14 protein-coding genes and 4 tRNA genes are annotated in these 25001 nt (G+C 54.6%); 3 read left to right on the top strand and 15 right to left on the bottom strand.

What is annotated here, in order from left to right:
* The first annotated feature begins 150 nt into the window (after nt 1-150).
* The gene (locus tag AC3Y2E_RS23270; RefSeq protein ID WP_379214612.1) at nt 151-1947 is read left to right on the top strand and encodes a glycoside hydrolase family 2 protein; all 1797 of its coding nucleotides are present in this window, start codon (nt 151-153) and stop codon (nt 1945-1947) included.
* Between the two features lie 300 nt (nt 1948-2247).
* On the opposite strand, the gene AC3Y2E_RS23265 is transcribed toward AC3Y2E_RS23270, so the two are convergent.
* From AC3Y2E_RS23265 to AC3Y2E_RS23205, 13 genes are all read right to left on the bottom strand, one after another.
* Nucleotides 2248-2324: transfer RNA gene (locus tag AC3Y2E_RS23265), tRNA-Asp, on the bottom strand.
* 15 nt (nt 2325-2339) lie between these two features.
* Nucleotides 2340-2413 (bottom strand) — tRNA-Met (locus AC3Y2E_RS23260).
* Between the two features lie 764 nt (nt 2414-3177).
* Nucleotides 3178-3405, bottom strand: coding sequence for a hypothetical protein (locus AC3Y2E_RS23255; protein ID WP_379214610.1), 228 nt, complete (start codon nt 3403-3405; stop codon nt 3178-3180).
* Nucleotides 3406-3953: 548 nt separating this feature from the next.
* Nucleotides 3954-4026, bottom strand: a tRNA-Val gene (locus tag AC3Y2E_RS23250).
* Nucleotides 4027-4153: 127 nt separating this feature from the next.
* Nucleotides 4154-4228: transfer RNA gene (locus tag AC3Y2E_RS23245), tRNA-Glu, on the bottom strand.
* Between the two features lie 202 nt (nt 4229-4430).
* The gene (locus tag AC3Y2E_RS23240) at nt 4431-5300 is read right to left on the bottom strand and encodes a sugar phosphate isomerase/epimerase family protein (protein ID WP_379214676.1); all 870 of its coding nucleotides are present in this window, start codon (nt 5298-5300) and stop codon (nt 4431-4433) included.
* 183 nt (nt 5301-5483) lie between these two features.
* A complete protein-coding gene (locus tag AC3Y2E_RS23235; RefSeq protein WP_379214608.1) occupies nt 5484-6440 on the bottom strand; it encodes an AraC family transcriptional regulator in 957 nt (318 codons plus the stop codon).
* Between the two features lie 960 nt (nt 6441-7400).
* Nucleotides 7401-8693, bottom strand: coding sequence for an ABC transporter substrate-binding protein (locus tag AC3Y2E_RS23230; RefSeq protein ID WP_379214605.1), 1293 nt, complete (start codon nt 8691-8693; stop codon nt 7401-7403).
* A gap of 446 nt (nt 8694-9139) precedes the next feature.
* Nucleotides 9140-13075, bottom strand: a complete 3936-nt coding sequence (locus AC3Y2E_RS23225; protein WP_379214603.1) for a heparinase II/III domain-containing protein — start codon at nt 13073-13075, stop codon at nt 9140-9142.
* 664 nt (nt 13076-13739) lie between these two features.
* Nucleotides 13740-15053: an ABC transporter substrate-binding protein gene (locus AC3Y2E_RS23220; RefSeq protein WP_379214600.1), complete on the bottom strand. Its 1314-nt coding sequence runs from the start codon at nt 15051-15053 to the stop codon at nt 13740-13742.
* Between the two features lie 32 nt (nt 15054-15085).
* Nucleotides 15086-17224, bottom strand: coding sequence for a right-handed parallel beta-helix repeat-containing protein (locus AC3Y2E_RS23215; protein WP_379214598.1), 2139 nt, complete (start codon nt 17222-17224; stop codon nt 15086-15088).
* A 154-nt stretch (nt 17225-17378) separates the two neighbouring features.
* The gene (locus tag AC3Y2E_RS23210) at nt 17379-18221 is read right to left on the bottom strand and encodes an AraC family transcriptional regulator (protein WP_379214596.1); all 843 of its coding nucleotides are present in this window, start codon (nt 18219-18221) and stop codon (nt 17379-17381) included.
* Nucleotides 18222-18555: 334 nt separating this feature from the next.
* Nucleotides 18556-19104, bottom strand: a complete 549-nt coding sequence (locus AC3Y2E_RS23205) for a class I SAM-dependent methyltransferase (protein WP_379214594.1) — start codon at nt 19102-19104, stop codon at nt 18556-18558.
* Nucleotides 19105-19302: 198 nt separating this feature from the next.
* On the opposite strand from AC3Y2E_RS23205, the gene AC3Y2E_RS23200 reads away from it, so the two are divergent.
* Entirely contained in the window at nt 19303-20550 is a 1248-nt protein-coding gene (locus AC3Y2E_RS23200) for a DUF6183 family protein (RefSeq protein ID WP_379214592.1), read from the top strand.
* A 165-nt stretch (nt 20551-20715) separates the two neighbouring features.
* On the opposite strand, the gene AC3Y2E_RS23195 is transcribed toward AC3Y2E_RS23200, so the two are convergent.
* The gene (locus AC3Y2E_RS23195; protein WP_379214590.1) at nt 20716-22167 is read right to left on the bottom strand and encodes a N,N-dimethylformamidase beta subunit family domain-containing protein; all 1452 of its coding nucleotides are present in this window, start codon (nt 22165-22167) and stop codon (nt 20716-20718) included.
* Between the two features lie 142 nt (nt 22168-22309).
* Between AC3Y2E_RS23195 and AC3Y2E_RS23190 the strand changes: the two genes are divergently transcribed.
* A complete protein-coding gene (locus tag AC3Y2E_RS23190) occupies nt 22310-23761 on the top strand; it encodes an RNA polymerase sigma factor (RefSeq protein WP_379214588.1) in 1452 nt (483 codons plus the stop codon).
* A gap of 166 nt (nt 23762-23927) precedes the next feature.
* On the opposite strand, the gene AC3Y2E_RS23185 is transcribed toward AC3Y2E_RS23190, so the two are convergent.
* Nucleotides 23928-25001, bottom strand: a complete 1074-nt coding sequence (locus AC3Y2E_RS23185) for a sialate O-acetylesterase (RefSeq protein WP_379214586.1) — start codon at nt 24999-25001, stop codon at nt 23928-23930.

Raw genomic sequence — 25001 nt, 5'->3', positions numbered from 1 at the left:
GTTCGCAACAACACTTCCTCCGGCACACTCCGCCCGACCGCTGTGCCGTTACGGATCGATTGCAGAAGGGAGAGTGCTTCCTTCTGCACCTATTACCTCAATTTCAATTGTTTCATCACATAAATTATTGAGTTTAAGGAGAGATGAACGATGAACCAGCATCCGGCCATTCCCCGTCCGGAATATCCCCGCCCTCAATTTGAGCGCAGCGACTGGCTGAATTTGAACGGCCAATGGGAATTCGACTACGACGATCGTGACGAAGGCGTGCGGGAGAAGTGGTACGCCGGCGCGGCCCAGCCGCTAACCCGAACGATCACTGTCCCTTACTGCTTCCAGAGCAAGCTTAGCGGCATCGGAGATCCCGATATCCACGATATCGTATGGTACCGGCGCTCGTTCAAGCTGCCGGATTCCTTTACCGGCAAGCGGGTGAACCTGCATTTCGGCGCTGTCGATTACGAAGCCCAAGTGTGGGTGAATGGTCAGCTCGCGGCCGTACATAGCGGGGGCCATACGCCGTTTCAAGCGGATATTACCGATTACGTTACAAGCTCCGGGAGCAACGTTGTCGTCGTACGCGCGCAGGACTTCAGCCGCGACGTCTCGCTTCCCCGAGGCAAGCAGTATTGGAAGGACCGCTCGGAAGGGATCTTTTACACGCGCACGACGGGCATCTGGCAGACGGTATGGCTGGAGGCGGTTGCTCCAGCCCACCTGAAACGGGTCCGTTTGACACCGGATATTGACCATCATCGCATTCATCTGCAGTTTCTTCTCTCGCACCCTTATACGGCCGGAGATCCGGTATTAAGCTCGCTTGCGGTACGGACGACCATTTCATTTAAAGGAGAGCTCGTCGCAGAAGATCTGTTCAGCATGCGCCGCGAAACGGAATCCCGCAGCATCGTTCTGACCGATAAATACGGCCACGATTCCGGCCGCTGGTGGAGTCCGCAAAATCCGCAGCTGTACGACGTCACCTTCGAGCTGATCCAGGACGGGCAGGCCGTAGATGTGGTCAAAAGTTATTTCGGCATGCGCAAAATCTCGATCGATAACGGCAAGCTGTTGCTCAACAACCGCCCCTGCTTCATGAAGCTGGTGCTGGACCAAGGGTATTTCCCCGACGGTCTGCTGACCGCGCCGACGGACGAGGCGCTTCGTTACGATGTGGAGATGACCAAAGCGATGGGCTTTAACGGCGCGCGCAAGCATCAGAAGGTGGAAGATCCCCGCTACTTGTATTGGTGCGACAAGCTCGGTCTGCTCGTTTGGGGCGAGATGGCCAATTCGTACATGTACTCGGAAACGTATGTGCGGCGCATGACCTCCGAATGGACGGAAGCCGTAGAGCGGGACTACAACCATCCTTGCGTCGTCGCCTGGGTGCCTCTTAACGAAAGCTGGGGTGTCCCGGACATCTCCCACGACAACCAGCAGCAGATGCACGCCAAGGCGATGTATTATTTGACCAAATCGCTGGATGTCACCCGGCCTGTCGTATCCAATGACGGCTGGGAGCACGCCACCACCGACCTGTGCACCATCCACGACTATGAATGGAAACGCGAGGTGCTTGCCGAACGGTACAGCTCCGCGGACAAAGCAGTCTCGGCCGTTCCGGCCGGGCGGGCGATTTTCGCCGGTGGTTTCGCCTACGGAGGCGAGCCGATTCTGGTCACCGAATTCGGCGGGATCGCCTTCAAGAAAGAAGGCGAGGAAGGCTGGGGGTATTCCGGCGCCAAAGACGAAGCCGATTTCGCCCGCAGGCTGGCCGACGTCGTTCATCCGCTGCTGCAAAGCCCGGTCGTACAAGGCTACTGTTACACGCAGCTGACGGACGTCGAACAGGAGAAAAACGGCCTGCTCACCTACGACCGCAAACCGAAGCTCCCGCTGGACGTCATCCGGCAGATTAATCAAGGGAAGCTGCCGGAGCTGTAAAAGCGGACTAGATTCCGTAAAAGTAGTACCGCTACAAACGTCAAAGGCAGTCCCCGCCCTTCGATCGAAGGGGGACTGCCTTTTCATCGGAACAAAATGTTAAAGAAAAGCACGCCTCAACTAAAAAAGCTCCATAAAATGCAAAAAAATCGCAGATTCGCGATTGTAGTCTACTATTTAAATAAAATGGTGGAGCTGACGGGATACTCGTTACTCCGTAACGAGACTGCGAAGCTTATACTACCGAAGTAACGCTTCGACGAACCTAAAGGTTCTCATCCGTACTGCAAGTAATACAAATGGCGGAGCTGACGGGATTCGAACCCGCGGTCTCCTGCGTGACAGGCAGGCATGTTAGGCCACTACACCACAGCTCCACTAGGTAAATCAAATTGCGGGGGCAGGATTTGAACCTGCGGCCTTCGGGTTATGAGCCCGACGAGCTACCGGGCTGCTCCACCCCGCGTCGTTATGATTTGGATCTCATCCGCCACATCAACAGCTGCGTTCCGTTTGATCACTTTTCATACTATACTATGATTGCACGCGTAATGCAAGGCCTTTTCACATAATCTCGCAAACACACAATGCTCTGAATTGTCCGACACCGATTAGAAGCCCCTGCATAACAACCAAATGAGGCAGCTTGCGGTCGACCGATCGCATTCATGCAGGGCGTAGTCACAGTAATCTGTTGGGAGCTGTCTCGACCGTCGCCGCCCTCTCGTTGTCCTCGTATGCTATAATAAGCGATACAATAGAGTAACTCGCTTACCGTCTAACCAGACGCCGATTCTCCGCCTGACCGTTTCCCGGCAGCCGAATCCCAATCGGAGCGTGGAAGGGAGCTGACCCTGTGAGTATTTCGTTTATGCTGCTGATCGCCGGAGGTTTGTTTCTCCTCCTCGTCGCCGCCCTTGTTATTATTTTGCTAGTGAAGAAGTAATTCTTGTAAAAGCCCCATTGAGTCGCCCAACTCGAGGAGGATAGGGTCTGCCAGTTTTGCTCTTTCTACCCGGCAAGCAAAATAAGAGCTAAAATCGCTCTTATTCCTTCACAAACCGCTGCCTGCGCCGAAATAAGATATACTAAAGACCCTTATCCGCAAAACCACGGTGGACCGTTCCGAAAGCTGGACCCTTCCCGGCGGTTCAGGCGTCCCTTACTTCGGCACGACGGCCTCTGCTGCTTCTGCCGTTCAGCGGAGCCTCACGACTCCGGTTACTATTCTCAGAAGGTTCCGACAGATTTACCCCGGGGAAGGACGTCATCTTTCCGCTCCTGTGCCTGCCCAAGTTTACCTGCACAAGCCGTCCACTGCGTCGTCCGGTCTTCCAGGCAAACGGCGAGCACGTCGCCGACACTCATGCCGGACGCAGCGGTCACAGGCAGCACCGCAGCTCCCGAGCTTTGCGCGGTCGATACGGTCGCATCCGTTCTGCCTACGCATATCCACAAGCCGGCCATGCTAACAGAAAAGAACGCCCTTCGGTTGCACCGGGCGTTCTTCCTTCACGATATTCATATAATGGCAAATGCCTCTACCCTCACGGCCAGCCTCGTGTTATCACCCGCTCATGCGCAAATACAGGAAAGATCGCCCGCCTAGACGATGGAGCTTCATTCACGACCTTCAGCTCTTCTTCTCCGTACAGCGATACGCCTGCTCGCACGGACGGCATCGGTTTCGTTCGGACCCGCGTCCCCCATGCAGCGTAAGTTTGTCCATCTGATTCATACCGTTCACAATCCCTTTTCGTATTTCGTAAATACTCCTTGTATGGTTCCTTGTACCAACATCCGTACGCCCCCATTATGTACATTTCCGGCTTGCGATCCAATTGCAATTTTTCGTTATTCGGTATACGTATCCGCTATTCGGGGTTACAAATAATCGAGAACAGTTATATTTTCCCGTCGGACTCTCAAGGATGCCAGGCCGGGCGCGCCAAAACAAAAAATAAAAAAAACCTTGCTAAGCAAGGCTTTCCGGGTATTGCTATGGATGAACGCTAACGGGATCGAACCGCTGACCCCTACCCTGTCAAGGTAGTGCTCTCCCAGCTGAGCTAAGCGTTCATGATAAAAGATGGTGACCCGTAGGGGATACTCTCCGCTACGCTCCGAGACTGCGAAGCGATTCCTTACGAAGTCAAGCTCCGACGAACCTAATAGGTTCTCATCCCAAGCGGAGTTATTACATAGATGGTGACCCGTAGGGGATTCGAACCCCTGTTACCTCCGTGAAAGGGAGGTGTCTTAACCCCTTGACCAACGGGCCATGCTTGTTGTTGCACTTGCTTGTCCTCACTAAGAGTGACAGCGAAATTAATCTTAGCATAAATCTATCGACTTGGCAACTAGTCTTCTACATTTTTTTATTTCCCTCCGCGAAAACGTCCGGGGCCGCGGCCCATGTAAAACCGCCACAGCCCTGCCGACGCCCGCCCGGCACCTAAACAGCCCCGCCAGCCGCCACCAACTTACCGGTATGTTTTCACAAAATCGACGGCTTGGCGGATATTCGCCTCCGGATGTTCGCCAGTCTCCCGCTCGATCGTCAAATAGCCCGTATAGCCGATATCCAGCAGCGCCTGGAAATAAGCGTCAAACGAAACATGCCCTTCTCCCAGCGGCGTTTCGGTGTACACCTTCCTGGCCCGAACCAGCTCCCGAATCTTGCCGTTCTCCTGAGGCGTATAATGAAGCGCCCCATACACTTCGCGCGGATCGACGGCTACGAAGCGGACTCCGTCCTTCACATGCGTATGCACGATATAGTCTTTCAGCGTATATACGCCGCGAACCGGATCGTCACCGGTAACCATGACCAGATTGGCCGGGTCGTAGTTGACGGACACACCTTTACCTCCGAGCGTATCGAGAAATTGCTTCAAATGATAAACGGTAGTCGGCCCTGTCTCAATGGCAAAATAGGAGCCCATACTTTCCGCATACTCGCACAGCTCCCTGCAAGCCGCCTGCATCGCCGCGTACTCCCTGCTCTCCGGGTCATAAGGGATAACCCCGATATGCGTCGTCACGATATCGGTCCCGAGCTCCTTGGCGAGCTCCATGATTCGTTTCGACTTCTCGACTTTCTCCGGATTGGCGGCCTCGTCCTCAAAACCGAACGCCCCCAAGTCGCCGCACAAGGCGGCTATATCCAGTCCGAGCGATGCGATATAATCTTTCAGTTCCCGCCGCGCCGACGCCGATAAAGACTGCGGCTCCATCTCTCCCCGGACGGCATACAACTGTACTCCTTCCGCTCCGGCTTCTTTCGCCTTCGCTATGCCTTGCCTGACCCCCACCCGAAACCCGTCGGCGATAACGCCAATTTTGTTTGTCATTTTCACGGTACGCACTCTCCCCTTCCTCGTCTCACGCTTAGTATAAGGAAGGACGTCTCCGCTGTATTGTTCCGGCGCCGCCGTATTATTGTGCAGCCGCCCGGAAATTGTCCCCCTCCTCCACAAACCGAAAAAAGACCTGCCGCCATGGACAGGTCCCGCTTCCAGATCAGGCACGCCGGTTTATAAAACGGCGTTATTGCTCCGTGCAGCGCCAGCCCCGGAGGGCGGCTTTAAATGTTCGCGGATATATTGCGTCGGGGAATAACCGAACGCCTTGCGAAAAGCGCGGCTGAACGTGTGGATCGAGTCATAACGCATGATGGCGGCGATTTCCGTGATCGTGTATTCTCCGGTTTTCATCAGTTCGACCGCCTTGCGCCACTTTTTCTTGACCACATAATCGCGGAGGCAGTCGCCCGTTTCCCTGGAAAACAAATGGGACAAATACGATAGGCTGTAACCGAACGCATCGGAGATTTCCTTCAAGTCGTCGATCAGCAGCAAACGGTCGTCGATATAATGAATAGCCGCGTAAACGGCTCTCTTCGCGGCGTTCTCTCCGCCTTCCCCGGGATATTTGGCATCCCAGTCGGAGAAAAAGTTGCGGTAGGTCAAGATTAAGATCTGCTCGAGGTACATCTGAATCATCGACTCGGAAAACCGGTTGGTGCCGCACATTTCTTTGAGCACATTGACAAACGGCGTGCGGATGTCCAGCCGGTCCCGGCAGCGGGGCGTCGCCTTGTTGTCCATCCTCTTCTTGATATCGAGGAACGGATGATCCGCAGGCAGCGACGGGTTGAAATGAAAGCCGAGGTACAAGTACCGGAACGGTTCGTCCGGATCGCTCCCGCCCTGATGGTACTCTCCCGGCTTGCCGATATAGATATCGCCCTGTTCCAGATCGAACCGGTGATCGTCGGTGGCGAACCAGCCTTTTCCCGAAACGACGTACGAGATTTCATAACAGACTTGCTGGTGATTGGAAAGGACAAAATTCGCATCACAGCTCAGATCGCCGATCTGCTGCAGCAATAAGGGTCCGTAACGCATAGGCTCGGGAAGGTGCAAACAATCGAATTGAAATCGCCGCTTGCCCGGTATGCTCGTCATCTTGGCCACTTGGGGTACCGACATTACGACCGCTCCTCTCGTTCCGTCTCCATCGCCCTGCTCCTCTCCATCATACCTACTTTCCCTAAAATACCGCAATAGGAAGATCACGGTTCCGCCCGTTAAAATGCGTTGCGGCCCTCTACTACAGTAATAGGCGCGAAGCCGGGCGGGGCAGCGTAAGAGGAATGGAGAAGCTGTATTCTCCTGCCAGCCCAAGCAACCAACTACTGGTGCACAGTCCGCTATTGTCCGAAGACTGCCGCTAATCCGGCCGAAACCGGCAGCCGTCTGTCCCCTGTGAAACTTAATCGATCAAGAAGGAATGCCGGATGGAGGAGTAAACCGCAAAGATTAGGTTTCGGTCCAGGAATAGATTCACTCCCCTAACCGTCCCGATTTCAGGCCGGATATCCGCCCGGAACATCCGCTCCTTCACGTGATGCATGAAAAGTAGCACTATCGATGGACGTTTTATAAACAAGTTCCGGCACGGTATAATAGCAGACTCCCGGCTCCGACACAGTCCAACAGATGCAGAGGGTAGAGAACGGCAGGCTGCTTGTTAATTTAACGAACCGAGTAACCCTTAATGGGTCAAATTTCAACGATATGACATTGTTGCGAACTTCATAAGCGTTATTTCACTCATCCGATCACACTTTCGTCTGTTTACGACTTCATAAGATCACTGGGGTTCGTTAAATCAAATAGAAACCATTCTCCCGGCAATAAGCACGATACGATTCGTTAGTCTAAAGATTAAGCGGGTTGCCCCCGACCTTTTTTGCGCCGCTTGGGGCTCCAAGGTATGAGTTTCGTACAAAAAACAAAAACAGTCCGCTCCCACTCCGTAGGCGGACTGTGTCTATTGGGATCAGGCTCCGGCTCTGCCCGGCCCCGCAGTAATCAGAGGTCGAGCCCGCAGCAACTGCCAGGCTGGTATTTAAAATCCGGTTGCCCGATATCCGATATTCGACCCCGTTATTTCTCGGCGGCAATATACGCGTCGATCTCTTCGCTGGCTTCCCGCAGCGCGGTGTTCACATCTTTTTTGCCTGCCGCGTAATCTTTGTATTTCGCCTCCAGTATGCCCCGCGCTTTCGTAAACCGGGTTTGCACGACATACGGGGCCGGCTTCGTTTTCAGAATCGCTTCGATATGTTTATTTTTAAGCAGCGGATGGTCGGCACCGAAGTTTTTGTTGATCGCTTCGTTCTGCAGCGCGCTCAGCATGATGCCTGACCGGCTCAGCGCCGTCTGCACCTCGTCGGAGGTCGCGAGCTTGATCACCTGCATCGCCTGCTCGGGATGTTTGCTGTTCGAGGCGATCTGCAGCACGAACGTCTGAACCATCCCCGACGTGTGCGGCCGCTCCGGGAAGCTCGGATATTCCGCGACGTCCCAGTCGAAATCGGCGTTGGCCATCCCGTTCAACACTTCGGGTGCGGCCAGCATCGCCACGTTTTTGTCCTTCACGAACCGGTTGACCGTATTGCCGTGGCTCGTGATCTGAAATTCGTTGCCGGGGATATCGTTGATCCGCTTGGTCAGCTCGAACACTTTCCGCCATCCATCCGTATTTACCGCAGCCTTGAGGGTTACCGGGTCGACGTAGGGGATCGACAGCGAGTTCCCGACCTTCTCGATGCCTTCCGGATCGAGACCTTTGTACTGGACTCCATCTTCCATGCGCGTCAGCTTTTTGCCGAGCTCGACCGCCTGCTCCCAGGTCATGCCGTCGGACGGATAAGGAACGCCGAACTTATCGAAGATGTTTTTATTATAAAACGTCGCATAGTAGTTGTAGCCGAACGGGAGGGCAAACAAGCCGCCTTTGGCGATCGTATCGGATTGCAGCCTGACGCCGTCGAGATTCGACTTCTCGAACCGGTTCAGATCCACCTCGTACTTTTTGATCAAAGGCGTCATATCCGCCAGCAGCTTGAAGTTAGCGAATTGGTCCAGCAGGCTGCCCCACCCTGTAATAATGTCCACTTCGTTCCCGCCGATGGCGAGGTTTTCGATCGGCATGGCCGTGCGTTCCAATACTTGCAGCGTGATATGCGGATATTTCTGTTTCAGCGGCTGAACGAACAACTGATCGATGATCTCCGGAGTAAGCGCGCCATAATTGTACAATTTCAGCGTTACCGGCTCCATTTTGACCGGCGTTTCCTCCGGCTTGCCGCTGTCGCCTGCCTTGGGCGTCCCCGAGGAACCGCAGCCGCTCGCGAATACTGCCAGTAAAGCCATACACAATACGAACTTTTTCATACTCCTGCCCCCGTTTCGAAAGTGATCATTTTGTAACCGCTTGCAAAGTAGGTTGAGCACATAACTTCCTTAACGAACGTTTCCATTTGCGAAACCCGTTGTTCTGACCTCCCCCCTAGGCAGCCCTCCTCCTTAATCGTTGTTCCATGATAAGCCTAGTATAGAAAATGGCGCCTTCCGCGTATTGGTCCTAATCCGCCGCAATATTGTGCAGACGCCGCGATCGATCGGGAAACAGCCGGTCCGGCAAGGCCGCGGCGGCAAACCGCCCCTCCCTTGCGCAGCAAGAGCTCTGACCCGAGAACCCCAAGGATAAACGCCTACCGGCGTCTTTTGACGCTGGCTTTTCCCGAGATTTAGAGCCACTCCTACGATATACTTTCTGGTAAATGAAAAAAGCCCGCCGCCTGCATCTGCGCAGACGACGAGCCTTTCTCCCCCTTTCCTTATTTCACGGCAATCTGCAAAGCCGCCCCGAGCTTGAACTCGAAGCCTTCGCTGTCCTCCTCATCATCGTCATCATCGTCATCATCGTCATCATCGTCATCTGCAGGCTCGATTTCCACAGAAATCGTCGTCGTCCCTTTGTTGTGCGCCTTCAGCCGGCTCTGCCCGTTGACATTGGCAATGTTCGGGCGCTCGCTGTCCCAGTCGAGCTCATACCCCGATAGGTCCGCTTCGGTACCGTCCGCGTACCAGCCTTTCACCTCGAGCTGGACGGTTTCGTTTTTGGTCAGCTCCGTCTTGGGCGATACGATCGTTATCGAAGCCGGCCACATCAACTGACGGGCGAGCGGGATGACGAACGTGTTACCGGGCGCTACGTCGTACTTAAACCCTTGCGACAAATCGGTCGTACTGGCATAAGAGCGGATGAGCGTAATATCGCCGAGATCAAGCTCGTACAGTCCCCCACCAAGCGGCACGACGTCCTTGATCAGATAGACCGCATTGCGCTGGCCGTCGTTGCGCACGTAGACCGATCGGCCGATCAGACTGCCCGGCTGCTGATCTTGCAGATCAAGCTGTACCTGAAGCTTGTTCTGAAGCGACAGCTCCCTCGTAAAGTCGGTGACCGTTCCTTCCAGACGGGCAACTCCTGTGTTCGCGTATCCGGCGTACTCCGGACCGGTTCTGCCGATAGAGGCGCCGTTATTTACGTAGCTGAACACCGGCTGGCCGCCGTTTTCGGAGTAGACGCCGAAGGAGCCTTGGAAGCGGATTTTGCCGTCGATCACATAGGCCGCATCCGGGTTCATCGAGCTGACGACGTAGTCGGTCCGGCCGTTCGCCAGTTGCACCTTGACTGCCCTCACGCCGTACACGTCGGCCGATACCGAGCCTGGCGCCGCCGATACGGATGCTTGCGAAATATCGCTGATGAAACGGGAGTTCTCGTAAGGCTCGATCACCGACGTGAACGTACTGTCCAGATTCACGCCGCTGCGATGGGCGACGACGTATTTGAGACTTTCTGGGTTGCCCGGCTTATTGCGCGGCGGAACCCCGTCGGCCAAAGCGACGTCGTCCAGATCGCCAAGCATCGTCATCCGCACGTGAATATCCCGGTCGACCGGATGAACGTTCCACGTATCCTCCACGTCGTAATCGATGCTGAACGCCGCGGACGGCTCGTTGTCACGCTCCACGTTTTTCAGCCAATGGAAGCCCGGTCCGGCATATCCCGATCCGGTTACACTGTCGTTTGCCGGTCTGACGCCGAATTCGACGCCCGGTCCGGCATACGTTCCCGTCGGCTGCGCCGTCAGCGAGAGCCCTTCGGTCGTTACCGGTCCTTCTGCGGCATGGAAGCTGAAATGATGCTCGCTGCCGCCCTTCACCCGGAAAAAGTCAACGACATACGAGTTCGCCTCGTCCACCTTCACCATCGCCGAGGTCCGTTTGTACAGCTCGGTTTGCGGATACGCTTTCGGAGCTTCGGCCTCGAACAGTTTGACCATCGAGCTGTCGTCGTACAAGGTCGGAGTGCCGTCCCAAACCGCCGCCTGTTTTTTCTTATCGACCATAACCGTATTATGGCTGATCGTATTATTCACCCATTCGAACCGGTTCACGTCGGTCGCATTCGCCTGTTCGGGGTATCCGAGGTCCGGGAGCAGATCGATACCGAAGCCGTACAAGCCCAGATTCAGCATATCCCGGTGCCCGTGGCCGCTCGTCCGTCCGTAGTACGTCCACATCGCACGTCTCGTATCCGCTCCGGTGCCGGCCGCCCCGTCCCTAAGCGCCGCCAGGCCGTAACCGGTCAAGTTCGTGCTGTCGAGATCGAGCGGGCCGTGCTGCGCAATGACGGCTTCGATGTCTGCCGCAACCTGATTCGGATTGGCCGTATAGACGTCGGAATGAATCCCTTCCGTCTTATTGCCGTTCAGCATGTAAGCAAGCTGGGCGTATACCGGGTCGCCGAACCGCTCGAACGCTTTGATCGACTGGGCTTTATCGACCTGAATACCGGGCTGCCCCGTCGTGCCGCTGTCGCCGATCGAAGGCGTATACCGGCCCAGCATCGTCAGCGGATACATCGCCTGGAACATTTTGCGGAACTTCACGTTCTCATACAAGTCGGCCGCCGGATATTTGTCATACCCGTCCAGCGCATCGGCAACCGTCAAGTACGTATTGAGCCACAGCTTGTTGTAGCCCGGTCCCGCTTCGTTGCCGTGCCCGTCGCGGTCGACGTCGTTCACCATACTGAACAGCACGTTGCCTCCGGTGACACGTCTTGGGATCTGATTGACGAACGCCCCCGGCTGGAAGACGAAATCGAGCCAGTCTTTCGTCTCCGGCAGCGTATCGTGAACGACCGCGGCCAGCGCTACCGCGCTTTGATGGAATCCGTTATTGCCGCGGATCTGATCCCAGTACATGCCCGGCTGCACTTGCCGCAGGATGCCGTCCTCGATGTTCCGGCGGATCTCCGTGCCGCTCGATTTCATAGGCAGTTTGTACTGCTGGCCCTTGGCCTGGAGAAACGCCACGACGTCCGGCGCATCAAACGCGGTGAAAAAGGCGTCGTAAGCGCCGACGAATACTTTCACGAGCGACGTTTCCCATATCGATCCTACCGTCTTGCCGTCCCCGGTTCCCCCGTGAGAATTGACGTACACCGCGTTGCTGAATTCGGCTACGTCGAGCGACGGATACACGTCGGCCACCCGGTCGAGCAGGACGGCGCCAGCTTTGGCGTATTTCTCGTCGCCGGTATAGACGTACGCGCTTTGCAAATAATTGAGCGCGCCGTTCACATTAGCGGGGCTGCCGTACCAGGCGAACCAGTGCGCGTAATAAGCGATAAACGTATACCGCTTGTTCGTCTGCGGATCTACCCAGCCGTAGCCGTCGTCGACGCCCCATGTCGGGCCTTTGTCCGGATACAGCGTGTTCACCAGAAGCGTACGGTCGGCCAATGCCGGATTAAAGTTGCCGTGCTCGTCCAACCCGCTCCGGTAGTACGCCCCGAAGTCGTTCGTCGGAAACTTGTAGCCGCTTGCCGGGTCGGTAATTTTCCACGGATCGTTCAGCGGGTCCGCTTTCCACGGATAGTTGCCGTACGATTTCAGATCGCCGGATACCGGGCTGAAGTTGCCGGTAAGCTGATTTGTGTTATAGCTGCGCGGGATGGCCTGGGTCGGCACCAGGTTCCACAGTCCCTTGTACCCGAGCGCGACGAAGGCGTCCGCTTTGGCCAGCACGCTATCGCGCAATGCCGCCGCCCAGTCGTACTGCTGGACGTTTTGCCGCGCCGCTGCCATTTTCGCATCCGTCATATACGTCCTTCGCGTCTTGCTGTTCGTCACCTGATCGCTGTTGATCAGCACGAGGCGATGCGGATACATGACCGTTCCCGTGCCGTTGCCGACTCCGTTGCCCTTGCCGGTTACGGTCAGCGTAATCGTATGCGTCCCGGCGGTCAGTGGCAGCTCCTGCACATACAGATCGGGCCGCGGATATTTGCCCGTCACGCTGTAGAAGCCGTACTGCGACGCCTTGACTCCGTCGATGCTGACGTCGGCCGTGCCGCCGTCTTGTCCGGTCATGCCGCCGAGCTTCACAATGTAATTTCCGGCCTGGGCGACCTGAAATTCGAACGTGCGGGACGGCGCCGTCAGCGTCGATTCAATCTTCACTCCATATGTAGCGTTCGTCACTTTGGGTGCGGCGTTCGGATCGCCCGCCAGCGTGACCGAAGGCTGTCCGGGGACAGCGCTTCCAAATCGGTAAACCGTCGTATCCGGCATAATAAACTCCGCTACTCCGCTTCCCGCAGCCAACGCCGGCCGGGAAGCTGTAAATGATACTGCAGAAACTAACATCAGCAAACAAAGCACGACCGATATCGGCCGGCGAATCGATACACTCATCTGGGTCCCTCCCGTTTCCTATACACGAATGGTTCATGAGGCCGGTTCTTGGATGTCGACGTACAGCTTCATGACAACGCTTCCAATCCTTCTCCGCTACCACCCGCTTCCCGGGATACCGTATTGGAACATGCATAAAAAATAATGAGTTGTATTATACATGTCTCTTTTTTAGTATAAGCGCCACTCTATCATTTGGAAAGGGAAAAAAGGCTCTTCTTTCTTTTTTGAAAGTTTTTGCAGATTCGAAGATGGAGCGCAGTTGGGGAAATTCGCGGATGTTACGCGGATTTTGACACATACCAGTGTTTACCCTTCGATCGTCGGAAGACAGGAGCTTACAGGCTTACTATGAAAAACCGTCCGGTCAAGGCGCCCGGACGGTCATTTGGCGTGTGCACAGCGAGCTCTGTCACGAGATAAGAGTCTTTGGCATGTTCTATTTTCGGCATCCGGCAGGGTCGAATAGAGGCGATTAGCCCCCCTTATTTCAACCCAACTGCCGGGGTTGGACCCTTTTCGCGGATTTTAGCGGTCGCAAACCGCTCACATTCCGTGTCCAAGCGAGTTTTCAGATCAAATAATAGCTACCAACCACCCTTATTTGGTTCTCCTGTCCATATGCGGGGACACCCGATCGAGATCTGTGACGAACGGCCTGCGGCTACTTTTTGCTGTCGGCCTCAATCGTTTTATTCACCGTCTCCTCAGCGATCCGGAGCGCCGTATTCGCATCCTGTACACCCGTAACGACCGATATGAATGCATTGAACAACTGGCCTCCCGCACTCGCATTATATTTCGAAATTTGCATCGGGGGAGCGTTCTTCTCCGCCAGAAACGCCTTTGCGTTCTTACCTTTATAAAGCGCAGAATTTTGACCGAACGCACTTCTTACTTCTTTATTTTTCAACATGCTGACATATTGGCCTTTTTTGGATAATTCGAGCTGGAATTCCGGAGAGGCCAAATACGAAATTACTTCATACGCCGGTTCCTTATGCTTGCTGGTTTGCGACACAAACATATAAAACGGATACGCCTGCGGACCGACCCCCGGGTTTTTCACATCCGTCGGAAATGCCGCGAGATCCCAGTTCATACCCTCCAGTTCCTTCTCCGTATACAAAGCGCTTACGGGCAGCCACATGGCGACAGTCCGATCTTTCATGAACATATTCCCCTGATTGGCCACCTGAAGCTTCGTTTTATCCCATTCCATCCCGGGGAGCTGGTAAAATCGCGTTACATTGTCCAGGAAGCTTTTCCATCCATCCGTGGCCAATGCCGCTTTATTTGTGACCGGGTCGATCATGTTCATCGACTGCGGATTGCGCAGCGCCAAGTGGGAGGCGGAAATTAATGCGCCGTAATACTGCGTGCCTCCGTCTTTAACGGTGAGCCTTTTGGCGGTCTCGTACATCGTGTCCCAGGTCATGCCGTCTTTCGGGTAAGGAACGCCGAACTTGTCGAAAATATCTTTGTTGTAATAAACGCCGGAAGGCACGTCGAATATCGGCAAACCGTAGATTTTCCCATTGCCGATTTGCTTCAATATCTCGATGCTGGCCGGTTCGTATTGATTCAGATCGGTCTTGTATTTTGCAATATAAGGTATGATATCGCTCTGCAGCCCAAGTCTCAGCAGAAAAGCGTCGACGGAGCCGATCGAGATGGCCATAACATCCAGCTGCTCCCCGGTCATGACCAGTTCGTCGATTTGTTTTGTATCTTTGTACGGAATCAACTTGGCCGTGATATGGGGAAATTTTTTGCGGATCTGATCCCCGTAATCCTTCATAAACGTTTCTTCGTTCCCGTAAGGCCAGTAAAACGCTAATGTCACAGGCTCTTTTTGATCCGGTGTCTTTGTCCCGGCTCCTGGAGCCTTCCCTCCTTCGTCCGGATTGCCGCAGGCAGCGGCGGTGCTCAAGGCTGCAAGCAAAACAACGGATCTGATCCTTTTACGTATCTTCATAGCAACGATTCCCCCATTATCTAATTTCCGGTTCAGCATTCTGCACTCCACACCAGAAGTACATTATTTCCCCCTGCAGCGGGAGGGGACAGGAAATGAACGTTCAAATGCGCTGCATCGGCCTCCACATAAGCGATACCCGCTGTTCCGGAATCAGCGGAGGCCGGCGTGACCTGGTAGCTCGACGGGGTCCCCGAAAGTCCGTGCGGGATCGGATAAACCATCGTCACGCCATCCCCGCTGTAAGCCGCTTTGCCGGTTTGGATTTCACTCAGAAGCCCGTATGGCTTGAACACGGGAGTGCTATGAACGGATACATACTCCCATAAAACCGTTCCGTCGGCGGCGATCCCGCTGCTGTGACCCGGCGATGCCGTCCCCGAAACACCGCTTTTGACAGCCCGGTATACTTTGGCATTGGCATTTGTATAAACACCTGCCGGGTAGGATTGATTGGCGGTCCAAGCTGTGCTGGGCGTAAACGTTCCTGCCGCCGTGCATACCCATCCGATTGATGCATTTGCACCCGACGTTCCGGTATTCTGCACACGATCCCCGATAGTCCAAGTGCCGGTTGAAGGTACCGTTGACTGGACAAGCGTCTTCGGGTTAATTCCGAAATTGTCATACTGGTAGCAGTCCACCGCACTCGGAGACACGATAATCGGACGATTCGAGCGGTTGCCGTAAAACACGCAGTCCGACGCCGTCCCCTGGGCATAGGCCATACTGTTCCCCGTCATCACACAGCGATTATTCGTTACTTTAACCAGGTATGTATAACTGATGTTAATAAAATAAGTGGTATTGCCGATATCGTCCCGCAGCTGGTTATTGCTGATTTCGATGTCGCTGATGCGGCTCGCTGCGCTGCCGACAAGGTTTATGCCCGCTTTGTACGTATTGCCCTGGCTGTTGTTGGACAGGATGTTCCCGTCAATCGTAACTTTTGTTACGCCGGGATACACGTAAATGCCAAAGCCTCCGTTATCCTTAATGATATTATTGGCAAGTACAATGTCTCCGGTAGGCAGATTGCCGAAATACGTAATCGAAATGCCGTTGCCCATCGTCGAGCTGGTTGGAACCCCGCCGTCGCCATTTCCGGTACATATGTTGGAGGAAGCTACCACCTGCTTGCCTGAGATCGACAGCCCGGCATACTTATTGTTCGCGAACAAGTTCCCCGTAACGGTCAGATTGACGGTTGCTCCTTCAAAACCGGCTGAGCCGCAAAATTTTGCCGTGGAATCGGTGATGGAGCTATTGTAGGTGTCGCCCATATAATTAAATCCGTTTTCCAGACAGTACTCCGCATAACAGTTCGAAATCCGTATTCCGCTGCATCTTTTATAAAACCCGTTATGAGCGAAGTTCGCCGGAGTCGCGTTGACCAGATTGCCCAGCAAATAGGAACCGTACAATTGTTCCGCCACGCAGTCCGTGCAGCCCGTAAATCCGACAGCTTTGGCCCGCGGCGACTGATAGCGGAACGTCCCGCCTCCGTCCCAATCCCCCGTGAAGCGGATGCCCCGGACCGAACCGTTCGCCACTCCCATAAAGCTGAATACCGTAAACACGTCTCTTCCCGACGAATTCAGATCGTCGATCGAATCGAGATACGACTTCGTTATGCCGATCATATGGATCGTCGGCAAGCCGATCCCTTCGATGTGGATATGATCCGACGTGATGAGCGTTCGCGTGGGCGCTTGAATCGTCGGGCTGACAGCCGGGAACACATAGGTTCCTTCCGGTATTAGCAACCGCCCTCCCCCGTTTAACGATAAGGCGTCGATAGCCGCCTGAAAGGCAGCCGAGTCGTCCGTCACCCCGTCTCCTGCGGCGCCGAAATCTTTGACGCTGATTTGCTCCCGCAGCTTATCCCACGCCGTCCGCTCCGGCTGATTGCCGTCATACTTGTACGTCACGCAATTCGAGCCGATCCCGTCCGGACAACTCCCGCCGCCATAAACCGCACTCCGTACCGAATGCCCGTTTGCGGCCGACGCCAAGCTTCCGTTCCATAGTCCTCCCGCCATCAGAGCCATCCCGCCCGCACCGATCGCCGTCAGCATCTCCCTGCGGCTGACTTTGTTTTCTGTCCCTGCTTCCCGTTCCCCTTTCCGTTCCCCGGCATGCAAAAACGGCTTGCTTTCTTCATCATTCATACGCGTTTCCCCTTTGCCGATCCCGCAGCAGACTCCGATGACCACCGGGCCTGTTTAACGGATTTATTGTCGGTAAGCGCTTACGAATATAAGATAGCATAGCCGATTGTTGTTCTCTCATCATTGCTTGGTGATAATTTCGCCGAATATATCTCTAATTGCGCTCTCGGCACAACTTTTTGAAATGTTCGGGAGTCATCCCGACCATCTTCTTGAAATTCCGCGAGAAATGAGTCGGCTGCTTGAAGCCGACTTCGTAGCAAGCATCCGTCACCGACATTTTGTAGTCGACCAGAAATAGCAGCTTCGCCTGATGGATTCTGCGTTTATTCAAATGTTCAAAAACCGTCGTACCGGTCAATTCCTTAAACAGCTTCACCATGTAGTATTTGCTTAGATGCACGTAGTCGGACAGCTCGTCAAGCGTCAAGTCATTGGCGTAATGCAGCTCGATGTAGTTCAGCAGCTTCCGGACAATTTGTTCCTTCTCTACCGGAATGGCGACTCTTTCCCGCAGCAATTGTTCGCTATGCTCATAAATAATGAGCAGCAAATCGATAAACGAGGCTCTCAGCCGATTGAATTCGATTGAGCTTGGCTGGTTGTAATAACGGTGCATTTGCGAAAATACCATTTCCACTTCCTTTTGGGTCCTCTCCGACAAGCGGCATCGGTAATGAAGCAAGTCCCGGAACGGCTTTAATACATCCACAAGTCTAGGCTGGTTAAGATGCGGCTTCAAAACCGTTTCGTCAAAGCGGACCATCGTGCGGGTACATTTAATTTGCCTTTCCATTAGAGGTCCATGCGAGCTGATCCCGTTCAACACGACCATATCTCCGGGTGTCAGATCAACAACAGTGGTCCCTAATAAATATCGGCATTGACCGGCGTGTACATATAAAATTTCATATTCGGAATGGGTGTGAAAAAAAGAAGACAGAAAGCTTTCATTTCGGTAACTGAATACATCGATTAAAGGGTAGGTTTGGCTCATTCGCTTTCCACCTTTGGTGTAAGATCGGTCATGGGTCAGCTCTGACACTGATATAGAAACAACCTCATCGTACCACAAGAAAACCGCTCGCGTGTTGGCATTTCTGCCGCGCCGCGCGCCAAATTCACATCCAAACGTTACGCTCATCCCCATTCCCTTTGATCTCTTACGAGCTATCTTCTACTTCAAGCCACATCACCTCTCTCACTTTATCACGGTGATAAACTCAAGCGTGCTGATAGTAAGAAAAGTCCTCGCGCTCACTTGACAGTGGCTTGGGGACTTCCCGCTATATCGCTCACGATGCGCCGAGTTTGCAGCTTGTAACCGTCTTTTAAAGAGGTTTTATCGCGTCGATTATAAGCGATACGAAGCCTAATTTCCCGTCCCGGTTCCGGTGATCGAACCGCTTGGACCGGTAGATGAACCCTTTTCTCTCGTCCCATTCTTCATAGTGGAACTCTCCGCTCTCATCGCAATATTCCAGTAGAACGACCTCATAACCGGCACTCTCGAACATCGTGCTTAACGATTTGTAAGTATGTACGATCTTATGACTCGCCGCCGGATGGTCCAGCGGGCCGGGTCCGCCTACCTGCACCAGCTTCTGGTACGTTTCATCCGGAAAATAGCCGTCCGGCACCGCACAACGGATATACCCGCCCGGCTTTAAAAACTCTAGACAAGTTCTCGCCGCTTCGATCCCTTCTTCATAAGACAGATGCTCCCATACATGCTCGGCCAAAACCGCCGACAAGCTGCCCGGCGTGAAAAGCCTGCTCCACTGATCACGCGCCAGCAGATTCAAATCGGCCTCCTGAGTATGCGTCCAGCCGGGGTTGTTGTTTTGCTGCCCGGCACCGATTACCACTCTTTGTTCCATAATGCCCCCTAGATATAGAAAATGCTTGTGCCGCCTGTATTTGGAATCATACGCCGATCCGGGTTGGTAAGTTGCGGCAGATGGCATCATTTAACGGTTTCAAGCGCAACGCCAAATTAATAACTGCAACTTATCATTGAAGCTCAGCGTATGTAAACAAGAGGTACCTTCTCATAAAACAAGCGGGACGGTGTATCGTTGATTCACGAAACTTCTTACGAGCATGAGCCGGAGCTGGAACCATTTATAGCAAGGATGGAGCAATATGCGTTATACGGTTACGAGGAATCGCTATCCTCCCGGCTAAAGGATCAAATCGACCGGTGGGCCGAGCAAGGCCGAGACGATGTGCTGCTCCGGGCGGTCGAACTTACCGAGCTTCGGATCCGGGCCGAGGAGCAAAACTGGAACTTGGTCGGGACGATGCTGAATGTTTTGGAAACGGTGATGGTCCAGGTATCCCCGTCCGCAAGCCTCCTCGCCTCGCTTCAGCAACTGCTGACGGAACGGCGCGGCACGGAATCCGCATTTCCGAGAAATACAAAGCAGCACCATCTCCGTTACTACATAGCCGTACTGGCGGAGGCCCGGCCGCTGCAGGAACTGATGACGATCCTGGAGCACGCAGCCCGGGAAGACAACCATTCGCTGGAGCCGCTTGCTCTGCTGTTGTATGAAGCGGTCGTCCGGCACAACGTGGATCGCCGGAATCCGGTCGTACAGCAGGTGTACAGCCGGATTAAGGAACACGGCCATCCTCTGGCGTGGCTGCCGCTTCATCGAACCGAGCTGGAGCAGGATTTGATGCTCCGTCATTACAACAAAGGCGGCGGAGGGGGATACGGCTCGTCCTTCGGTCCAAAGCGGCGTGCAGACAAAGAGACACGGCGAACGGTGGAACAAGCTGCAGCACGGTCGGCTCCTTCCGCTTCGGCAGCCTACCGATCGGTTCATACACCGGAGGAAGTCGAGCGGCTTCAGACCGCCGTAACGAATTGGCGCGAACATTCAAATGGCAGATCGGAAGCGGCAGTTTTTGACCTGGAGAAGCTTCACTCACCTGTTCATATTACCGAGGAACTGCTGGCATCGCTCGGCCTGTTATGCTTGCACGGCTCAACCGCTTCCCATGTGATACTGAGGTCGATTTTTGCCACTCGCGCGTTCAATCTGCTGTATTCCTCAGCGGCGAATGGCGGAGCTTACAATGACGGGAACTGCAATGCCTACGGCCGGCTGGAGGCATGGAAGTCGTTTGCCGCTTTATGTGGAGCTCCGGTAACCGCAGATGCCAATACGGTCCTACAGCTCGCCGGAAATTGCTCGTGGTGGTATTTCGACGCCCCGACTCCATGGTTCCGGCAGGTCGCGTGGGATATGGGCATCGCCTGCCTCCGGCCTGACGGCCGCACGCTTGCCGTGCTCGCCTCGACCGATACCGATTAGGTCCCGGCTGCCCACCTGTAAATGGCCATAGCGTATAAGCGGGGCAAATGAATGGAACGAATCAACCCGTGACGTTTTGTCCACTACAAATGCACACGAGTCCATGTTATTAAACCTAAAGGCTGGAGACCTATTCGGGTCGCCAGCCTGTCTTCATTCCAGCTACTACCGCCCGATGCAGCGATTCAGCAAGTTCCGGGTGATCCGCTGCACTCGCGGATCGGGGCCCTGGACGCGGCCGAACGTACCTACGGCCGGGATATGCCCTGGCGGGCTGCTGAGCCCTTCCGCCCACCAGATCGTACCGGCGTTGAACACCCAGTTGCCGTGCGGACCCGGATAGATGACGGCCGCGTGTTTTCCGTCCCCTTCGGTGACGGCGCCGGTTCCGATCAGCTCGCTATGGGCGAGCAGCTCCATCCCCTCGATTTCTTTTAGCGGAATGCCGTGATATTCCCAGCCGATCAGCCCCGGGATGCGGTCACCGGCTTTCATGCCCGTCCCTTCGAACACCCAATGGTCGGGCTTCGCCACCGTCCAGTCCCCGTAACCCGGCCCGTAGGAACGGGCGCCCATCAGCTCGTGTTCGTCGGTAAATCGGATCTTCCGGGCAAAGGACCGGAAAGACTCCGCCGAGCCGGGAGACGAATAAGGAATTATTTCATGATACAGCGCGTTCCCGGACAAGAACAGCAGGCTGACCCCCTTGTCCCGCGCAGCCGTCGCATGGTCGTACATCTCCCTTGTCCAATACTCGTCGTGACCGACCGAGATGAACACCCGGCAGTTGTCCAGCAGAGAAGGATCGGCATGCAGATCGAGGTTCGAGCAATACGTCACGTCGTAGCCTTCCGCTTCCAGCCAATAAGCGAGCGGGAATTCCCATAGCAGAAACTCGCCCGAGCCGCTCGACAACGGCGCATCGACGATTTGACAGTATCTCGAGTACGGACGGTCGAAGCCGACCCTTACGTTCGGCCCCTGGTACCACAATTCCGGCGTGCCGTCGTCGTAGATCGAGTTTACTCCCGGCCACTTGTTATACGCTTGCCACGTCAGATCGCTTACTTGAACGAGAACCTCCGTCGCTCTCCGCTGCTTGACGACGAAAATGATATAGCTCTGCGCATAGGGAGGAGCTTGCCGGGTCAGCTTGGCCAAATACACCCCGCTCGCCCAGTCGTCCGGAATGACGATCGTCGTGCACGACGACCAGTCGCACTCCCGGAGCCGCTCCACCGTCTCCATCGGCATCGGCTGCTCCTCTCCCTCAAACGGCCCCAAGTGCAATTGATGCCGTCCACCTTTGCCGTCGTAATACCCCATCCGGTACATGTCCACCGTAAACGGACACTCCGGGTGCACGCTCACCTTCAGCTCGATGCTGTCTCCGGGGTATACGCTCGTACGCGAGGCATACCCTTCGATCGCCGAGGAGCGAAGGCCGCGGATTAGCGTTCCTTGCTGCGTAGGCGTATAATCGAACTTAAATTTCGTGATTTGCCAGTCCAGGGTGCCTGGCTGTGCATTTTCTCGCTGTGTCGGATTCGGCATGCCGCTCACTCCTTCAATCTCAGCCGGATTGACCGGCGACAAATTTAACCGTATACAACTCATTCGAATAGCTCTGGAATCTTCTTCTCACTTAGTTAGTTCAACTGTGGGGCGGAAACTCCTTCACAATTCTTTCGAAAACTCTTAAAAAATCTGAACCGTTTCTTCTACAAAGCCACTATAGAAATGAAAGGCAGGTGATGCTGTGAATTCAAACGGTTATGCCGATGCGAAGGAATATTATTTTGCGCTGCTCCAACAGGAATATTTAGAGAAGCTGGTCTATTACGCCTTGAAGAAAACAGGGAATAAACACGAAGCCGAAGAACTTGCCCAAGATATTGCCGTTCAGGCGGTCATCAGCTTATCCAATGGAAGTGAGCCGTCCGAGTTCGCACATTGGCTGTGGAAACTTGCCAGAAACCGGTATGCGAGATGGGCGGAACGCAAGCATCGCGGTCGTCTAGTTACAGCAATCATTGATGACGAGCAACTGGCTGAATTTGAAGACGGCGGCCCCTCCGTCGAAGATCGTTTGATTCTAAAAGAAAACATCTCTCTATTGAAACGGGAACTCTCTCTCCTGTCCTTCTACTATCGAGAGATCACCATAGCCTACTACATTCGGGGGGAGCGAGTTCAAGACATCGCCTCTAATCTGCAACTGCCCGCAGGTACGATCAAACGAAAGCTGTACGAATCCAGGAAAAATATTAGGGAGGGCATGCAAATGGCGCGGGAAATCGGGCAAAGGAGCTTTCAAGCGGAAAATATTACGTTTACTAAAAGCGGGTCAGACGGAAAAGGCGGCGGACCTTGGCCGTTAATCCAAAGAAAAATTCCTAAAAACATATTGATCGCAGCCTACCGGAATCCGCTAACACTGGAAGAGCTGTGTCTGGAGATGGGCATTTCCATGCCGTATATGGAGGAAGAAGTTCAACTTCTGGCTGACGGAACACTTCTGAAGGAAGTCGAAAAAGGCCGGTACGAGACAGACTTCATTATTGTAGATAAAACGATGCAGTCGGACATATTCCACAAGCTGGCGGAGTCCGGCGAACGATTCAGCCCGGTGCTTCTGGAGCTACTCGATTCCGCTCTCGAACGAATAAGAGCCGTCGGTTTTATCGGCTGTCATCTGGATACAGACGAATTATATTGGACGTTGATCCCCCGGGTCATCGATTTATTGTCCAACCAGGCGGAGCAAGCGAAGCAAGTTCCCAATCAATATACGGCAAGACCGCATCAAGGAAGGTGGGACATCGTCGGGTACGAGGATTGTCAATTGCCCTATAGCACCTTTGTCGGCCATAACGGGAACGGGTCAAAAACTGCGGTCATGTGGGCCTACAAAATCAGGATGGAGAACCTTTGGAACCGTGCCGGAGAACTATTCTCTCATGAAGTCCATATATTGGCCAATGCGATTCAGTCGGGCAAACCTCCGGAGCTGCTCGGGGATTCAGAAAAAGAAGTCATTCGCGATCTCATGGAGAGGGGATTTGTGAAAAAGGGCAGCGGACCGGTCATGCCGACATTCCCCGTATGGACCCGGGAACAACTTCATCAATGGGTGAATATTCTCAAAAAGCGAATGTTTCTACGACGAGCTATACACCATCATGGAAGAGCATTACGACTATATTTATAATAAGATCGGGCAGCATGTGCCCGACCGACTCGTCAATCAGTTGAAATATGTTTCAGGTTCCTATCTGTCCGACTTCCGGATGACCGGATTGCGTTATGCCTTGAAGCATAACCGGATTACCATCCCCGATCCCCTATCAAGCAGCACGATCGCCATGTACATGGAGCTACACGGATTGTTCGCTGACAGCCCCGATGGTCCATGAAAACGGCGTCAGACACCTTCCGTCGTCGTCGAACAGGGTAGGACGAGGCGAGGCGCCATATAAGCCGTGCACCGTGACTTCCCCGCTCAGGCTTCGGCCAAGCCGAAGGAGGATATCGGTCCCGCCGGGCCATTCATACTGTTCGATCGGCACGGAGCCCGCCGCATCTTGAACCGTAATATCCGAGGGATGGCGAGTAGCCGTCCAGTCCCCATGGACGTTAGCGAATCGAAGCAGCAAAGCGTCGTTCGCTTCGCCCTCCGCGGTAAAGCTGACCGGCTCCGGATACCGGTAAGCGGTCGGCGTTCCGTGGATACGTTCCAGAGCCGCATCGGCGAACCGTTCCCCCACCAAGACGTTGCCGGAGGAGGAAATATGAATTTCGTCCGACAGCGGGCAATCGACCGTTACGATCAGCTCCACCTGCTCCTCATGGGCGATACGCCGCTGAATCTCCCGCATCCGGCTCCACTGCGGATCGGGGGCGTCCGGCGCCGTATAAGCGCCAAGCTGAGCCGTGAATACCAGGAGCTCCGTTCCGGACTTACCGGCAGCGGTACGAAATGCCTCCAGCAGAGAACGAAACCGATGCGGATATCGGCCGATGCGGTCGTCGGCAGTCGGGCCCAGCGCGTCCGACTCTCCCTGGTACCATAAGATGCCGGCGATTTCGCCTCCCGCTTTGCGGATCATCTCTTCCATATTGAGCAGCAGCGAGCCGTAGCTGCCGTCCTCCCGCACCCATTGCTCGATCCGGCTTCCCCCGAGAGCGGTCGGAATGAGGCCGACCGGGATGCCGGTACGCGCGAGCAGCCGTTTGCCGGCGGCCGGGTCCGTCTCCGCATCCTGCCAATCGAGCCTGGGCAAAACGGTTGTATTCATGTTTTCATCGACTACCCGGACCTGGATCGTAAAGTCGGCCGCATTCGTCACAAAAGTTCCCGAAACGACGATTTCGCCGAGTCCTTCCCGATTGCGCTGGATGATCTGCCAATCCGACGGACCGGCTGTGATCGTTACTCCGGGACTGCTCAT

Source organism: Paenibacillus sp. MAH-35 (assembly GCF_058135425.1).
The sequence above is the reverse complement of the archived record's forward strand: the minus strand, read 5'-3'. Positions and strand labels throughout refer to the sequence as shown.

Coding starts and splice junctions, on each gene's coding strand:
- AC3Y2E_RS23225 (WP_379214603.1), bottom strand. CDS start 13,075: ATGAGTGTATCGATTCGCCGGCCGATATCGGTCGTGCTTTGTTTGCTG.
- AC3Y2E_RS23185 (WP_379214586.1), bottom strand. CDS start 25,001: ATGAGCAGTCCCGGAGTAACGATCACAGCCGGTCCGTCGGATTGGCAG.
- AC3Y2E_RS23210 (WP_379214596.1), bottom strand. CDS start 18,221: ATGAGCCAAACCTACCCTTTAATCGATGTATTCAGTTACCGAAATGAA.
- AC3Y2E_RS23235 (WP_379214608.1), bottom strand. CDS start 6,440: ATGTCGGTACCCCAAGTGGCCAAGATGACGAGCATACCGGGCAAGCGG.
- AC3Y2E_RS23195 (WP_379214590.1), bottom strand. CDS start 22,167: ATGAGTTGTATACGGTTAAATTTGTCGCCGGTCAATCCGGCTGAGATT.
- AC3Y2E_RS23220 (WP_379214600.1), bottom strand. CDS start 15,053: ATGAAGATACGTAAAAGGATCAGATCCGTTGTTTTGCTTGCAGCCTTG.
- AC3Y2E_RS23230 (WP_379214605.1), bottom strand. CDS start 8,693: ATGAAAAAGTTCGTATTGTGTATGGCTTTACTGGCAGTATTCGCGAGC.
- AC3Y2E_RS23205 (WP_379214594.1), bottom strand. CDS start 19,104: ATGGAACAAAGAGTGGTAATCGGTGCCGGGCAGCAAAACAACAACCCC.
- AC3Y2E_RS23240 (WP_379214676.1), bottom strand. CDS start 5,300: ATGACAAACAAAATTGGCGTTATCGCCGACGGGTTTCGGGTGGGGGTC.
- AC3Y2E_RS23270 (WP_379214612.1), top strand. CDS start 151: ATGAACCAGCATCCGGCCATTCCCCGTCCGGAATATCCCCGCCCTCAA.
- AC3Y2E_RS23215 (WP_379214598.1), bottom strand. CDS start 17,224: ATGAATGATGAAGAAAGCAAGCCGTTTTTGCATGCCGGGGAACGGAAA.